Annotated in this window: 3 protein-coding genes and 1 pseudogene; 2 read left to right on the top strand and 2 right to left on the bottom strand. The window is 73.9% G+C overall.

The annotated features are described in order from the left end of the window. Positions 1-56: 56 nt before the first annotated feature. The gene (locus H5J33_RS24290; RefSeq protein WP_181797008.1) at positions 57-2,444 is read right to left on the bottom strand and encodes an MFS transporter; all 2,388 of its coding nucleotides are present in this window, start codon (positions 2,442-2,444) and stop codon (positions 57-59) included. Between the two features lie 160 nt (positions 2,445-2,604). Next, entirely contained in the window at positions 2,605-3,048 is a 444-nt protein-coding gene (locus tag H5J33_RS24285; protein WP_030787558.1) for an SRPBCC family protein, read from the bottom strand. Positions 3,049-3,180: 132 nt separating this feature from the next. Here H5J33_RS24285 and H5J33_RS24280 point away from each other — a divergent pair, with 132 nt between their 5' ends. Next, positions 3,181-4,221, top strand: coding sequence for an Rv2578c family radical SAM protein (locus H5J33_RS24280; RefSeq protein ID WP_181797007.1), 1,041 nt, complete (start codon positions 3,181-3,183; stop codon positions 4,219-4,221). A gap of 148 nt (positions 4,222-4,369) precedes the next feature. Beyond that, positions 4,370-4,671, top strand: a pseudogene (locus H5J33_RS24275) (alpha/beta hydrolase); the annotation flags it as partial.

Raw genomic sequence — 4,671 nt, 5'->3', positions numbered from 1 at the left:
CCCGGGAGCACGGTGGCCACCGGCGGGCGGCGCGTCTCCATGTGAGCGTGCGGCGGTCAGTCCTCGTGGCCGAGCTGCAGGTCACGCTCCGTACGGCCGCCGCCGGCCACCTGGAGGACGGTGGCGACGGGCGGGTATCCGGTCGCGATGACCGTGTACTCGCCGGAGGAGAGGTCCACGAAGCGGAAGGTGCCGTCGGGGCCGGTGGTGAGGGTGTCGACCACGTTGCCCGCCGCGTCGAGCAGGGTCACCCGGGCGTCCTCGACCGGCCGCCCGCCGCCCGCCCGCACCGTGCCGCGCAGCACCGCGCCGCCGGCCAGCTCGATGTCCTGGCGGGTCTCCCGGGCGGACTGGACGCTGACCGGGACGGCGGCCGGACGGAAGGCGGGGGCGCTGGCGGCGAGCGTGTACTCCCCGGCCACCAGCTCCCCGAGGGCGTAGGTGCCCTCACGTCCGCTGCGGGTGGAGGCCACGACCTCGCCGCGCACGTCGGTGAGGGTGACGGCCGCGTCCCGCACGGGGCTGCCGTCGGCGGTGAGCACGCTGCCCGCGAGGCGCCCGGCGCCGCCGAGGACCACGTCCAGGTCCACCGAACGCTCGCCGACGGTCACCGAGACGGCCTGCGGCTGGTGCCCGCCGGCGGCGGCGATCAGGACGTAGGAACCGGAGCCCGGTACGGCCAGCGCGTAGCGGCCGTCCTCGCCGCTGGCGCCCCGGCCGATCTGCCGGCCCGCGATGTCGATGAGGGTGAGGGCCGCCCGGGGCACACCGCTCCCGTCCGGGTGCTGCACCCGGCCGCAGACCGGCACCCCGGACGAGGGCGCCATCCGGGCCTGGGGGATCGGGGTGGTGGCCTCGATGGCGGGAGCGTTGTGGGACACCAGGGGTTTCTCCTTGAGGAAGCAGGCGATGAGCAGGCCGAGGGCGAGCACCGGGACGAGGTAGAGGAAGATCCGGGGCATCGCGTCGGCGTAGGCGCGGATGTAGGCGTCGCGCAGGGCCGGGGGCAGCGCGTGGACGAGCTGCGGGGTGATCGAGTCGGCGGCGGGCAGGCGGGGGCCGGCGCCCGGGGGCAGCTCGGCGCGGAGCGCGGAGGCGAGCCGCTCGGCGAAGAGGGTGCCGAAGACGGCGGCGCCGACGCTGCCGCCGATCTGCCGGAAGTAGTTGTTGGCGCTGGTGGCGCTACCGAGGTCGGCGGGGCGCACGGAGTTCTGCACGGCGAGGACGAGGACGGGCATCACCAGGCCGATGCCGGTGCCGAGGACGGCCATCCAGATGCTGTAGTGCAGTCGGGGCGTGTCGGTCTGGAGCCGGGACAGCAGCCACATGCCGACGACGGAGACGGCGCTGCCGAGCACGGGGTAGATCCTGTAGCGGCCGGTGTGGCTGATGAGCTGGCCGCCGATGAGGGAGGCGCCGACGATCCCGGCCATCATGGGCAGCATGAGCAGCCCGGACTCGGTGGCGCTGGCCCCGTCGACCATCTGCAGGAAGGTCGGCAGATAGCTGGCGGCGCCGAACAGGGCGACACCGACGACCAGGCCGACCAGGCCGCTGACGGTGAAAACGGGGTCGCGGAACAGCCTGAGCGGGATGAGGGGTTCGGCGGCGAGGTGCTCGGCGACCAGGAAGAGGACGGTGCTGACGAGGGCGCCGGCGCCGAGGAGGAGCACGGGCCGGGAGTCCCAGGCGTACTCGGTGCCGCCCCAGCTGGTGAGCAGCACCAGGCAGGTGGAGGCGGCGGCGAGCAGGATGGCACCGGGCACGTCGAGCCGGGCCCGCACGGGCGGCCGGGGCAGCTTCAGCACGACGGTGACGACTACGAAGGTGACCAGGCCGAAGGGGACGTTGACGTAGAAGCACCAGCGCCAGGAGAGGTGGTCGGTGAAGTAGCCGCCGAGCAGCGGGCCGGCGACGGAGGCGAGGCCGAAGGCGGCGCCGATCAGGCCCATGTAGCGGCCGCGTTCCCGGGGCGGCACGATGTCGGCGATGATGGCCTGCACGCCGATCATGAGACCGCCGGCGCCGACGCCCTGGAGCGCGCGGTAGAGGACCAGCTGGTCCATGCTGCCGGCCCGGCCGGCGAGCGCGGAGCCGACGACGAACACGGCGATGGCGAACTGGAAGACGCCCTTGCGGCCGACGAGGTCGCCCAGCTTGCCGTACAGGGGCAGGCCGATGGTGGAGGTGAGCAGGTAGGCGGTGACGGCCCAGGACATCTTGTCCAGGCCGTGCAGTTCGCCGACGACCTTGGGCAGGGCGGTGGCGACGATCATCTGGTCCAGGGCGGCCAGCAGCAGTGCCAGCATCAGCCCGGAGAACACCAGCCGGACCCGGCGGGGCGTGAGCGGCACGGCGGGCGCGGGCGGCGGCGGGGACGCGGACGCCTCGCCGGCCGCCGGTGCCAGGTCCGGCTCCTGCCGCGCCAGTGTCGTCCCTCCCACGGACCGCTCCCCTCGTTGCGCCTCGCGCGTTTCCCGCGTGAGGCGACAACGGGGACCGGTTGCCTGAGGTTACGGCCCCGCCCGGCCCGGACCGGAGATCCACTCGAACCGGTGAAGGGCGCGACCGGAGGTCAACGCCCTTGCGTCGGCGCGTGGTTGGCTACTTCTCGACCTCGGCGGCGAGGTTGGCGAGCAGGGCGTCGTAGATCCGGCCGAGGCCCTTGGGCGCGAAGGTCCGCTCGAAGAAGCCGCCGATGCCGCCGGCGCCCTGCCAGGTGGTGGTGACGACCACGCGGGAGCGGCCCTCGCCGGCCGGGGTGACCCGCCAGGTGGTGACCATGGAGGAGTTGCGGTCCTTCTCGACGAGTTCGCCGTCGGTGGGCTCGGTCACCTCGAGCAGGCAGTCGCGCACCCGCTTGCTGGTGGCCTGGAGCTTCCAGTGGACGAGGGTGCCCTCGCCGTCGCCGCCCTCGCGCACCTCGTACTCGCTGAAGTGTTCGGGCAGCAGCTTCTGCCGGGTGCCGCGGTAGTCGGCGAGGGCGTCGAACACCTTCTCCGCGTCCGCCGCGACGACCCGCTCGGTAGTGGCCTCGACCTGCGCCATTGCGTTCCTCCAGGACCTGTCTTCCGGTATGGGGCAAGCCAACCACCCCGGTGCCCGGCGGCCCAAATCGGGGTCCGCGTGATCATGGGAACACATGTTCTATTCTGTGCCCAGTGCTACCGAGGAGGCGTCATGCGCTGGGACAACCTCACCGACGACGGCGACCACGGCCGGGCCGTCGGCACCGCGCTGTTCGGCGCGGACGCCGTGACGACCCGTACCGACCCGCCCGGGTTCCGCGGGATCACCTTCCACGAGGTGCGGGCGCGCTCGGTGCTCAACCGGGTGCCGGGCGCCTCGCGCATGCCGTTCGAGTGGACGGTCAACCCCTACCGTGGTTGCTCGCACGCGTGTGTGTACTGCTTCGCCCGCGCCACCCACGGCTATCTGGACCTGGACACGGGCATCGGCTTCGACACCCAGATCGTGGTCAAGGTCAACGCCCCGGAGGTGCTGCGCCGCCAGCTCGGCTCGCGCCGCTGGCGGGGCGAGCACGTGGCGATGGGCACGAACGTCGACTGCTACCAGCGCGCCGAGGGCCGCTACCGGCTGATGCCGGGCATCATCTCCGCGCTCACCGACCACGCGAACCCGTTCTCGATCCTCACCAAGGGCACCCTGATCCTGCGCGACCTCCCGCTGCTGGTCCGCGCGGCCGAGGTGACGGACGTGGGCGTGTCCGTCTCCGTCGGCTTCCTGGACAGCGAGCTGTGGCGCACGGTGGAACCGGGCACGCCCGCGCCCGAGCGCCGGCTGGAGGTCGTCCGCGCCTTCGGGGAGCACGGCATCGGCTGCGGGGTGCTGATGGCCCCGGTGATCCCGTTCCTGAGCGACGACCCGGAGCGGCTGCGGGAGACGGTGCGGGCGATCGCGGCGGCCGGGGCGGTCTCCGTGACCCCTCTGGTGCTGCATCTGCGCCCGGGCGCCCGGGAGTGGTTCATGACCTGGCTCGGCCGGCACCATCCGCACCTGGTGTCCCGCTACGAGCGGCTGTACGCGGAGGGCGCCTACGCGCCGAGGTGGTACCAGCGCCGGATCACCCGTCAGGTGCACGAGCTGGCCGAGGAGTACGGCATCGGGCCCGCCCGCTCCGGGCAGGCCCGCCGGATCCGCCCGCCCGCGCCCGCGCCGGCCCCCGGGCCGGCGGAACCGGTGCAGCTCAGCCTGATGTGAGCGGGCAGGGGCGCGTTCAGGGGCATCCCGCGGCCCGATCGGGTCAAGTATCGCGAAGCCGGGTTCTCCCAGGTCCCGGCGCCGGGACGATCCGGGCGAAGCCGTGCCGCACGGTTCGCCGTGTCCCCGCGTCCCGGGAGGACCCCGTATGAGAACACGCGCAGCCGCTCTGGGCGCGGTCGCCGCCGTGGTGGCGGGCTCGCTCACCGCCGCCCCCGTCCGGGCGGCCACCGCCCCCGCGCCGGTCTGGAGGGCGTGCGCCACCCGTGATCACCCGACCCTCCAGTGCGCCTCGGTGCGGGTGCCGCTGGACCACGCCGCCCCGGCGGGCCGGCAGATCACGCTCGCCCTGTCCCGCGTCCCGCACACCGCGCGGGCCTTCGAGGGCCCGCTGCTGGTCAACCCCGGCGGCCCCGGCGGCAGCGGGCTGGAGCTGGCCGGGTTCGTCGC

The organism is Streptomyces sp. WELS2 (assembly GCF_013870595.1).
Classification (GTDB): domain Bacteria; phylum Actinomycetota; class Actinomycetes; order Streptomycetales; family Streptomycetaceae; genus Streptomyces.
This window is presented reverse-complemented; position numbering and strand designations above follow the sequence as displayed.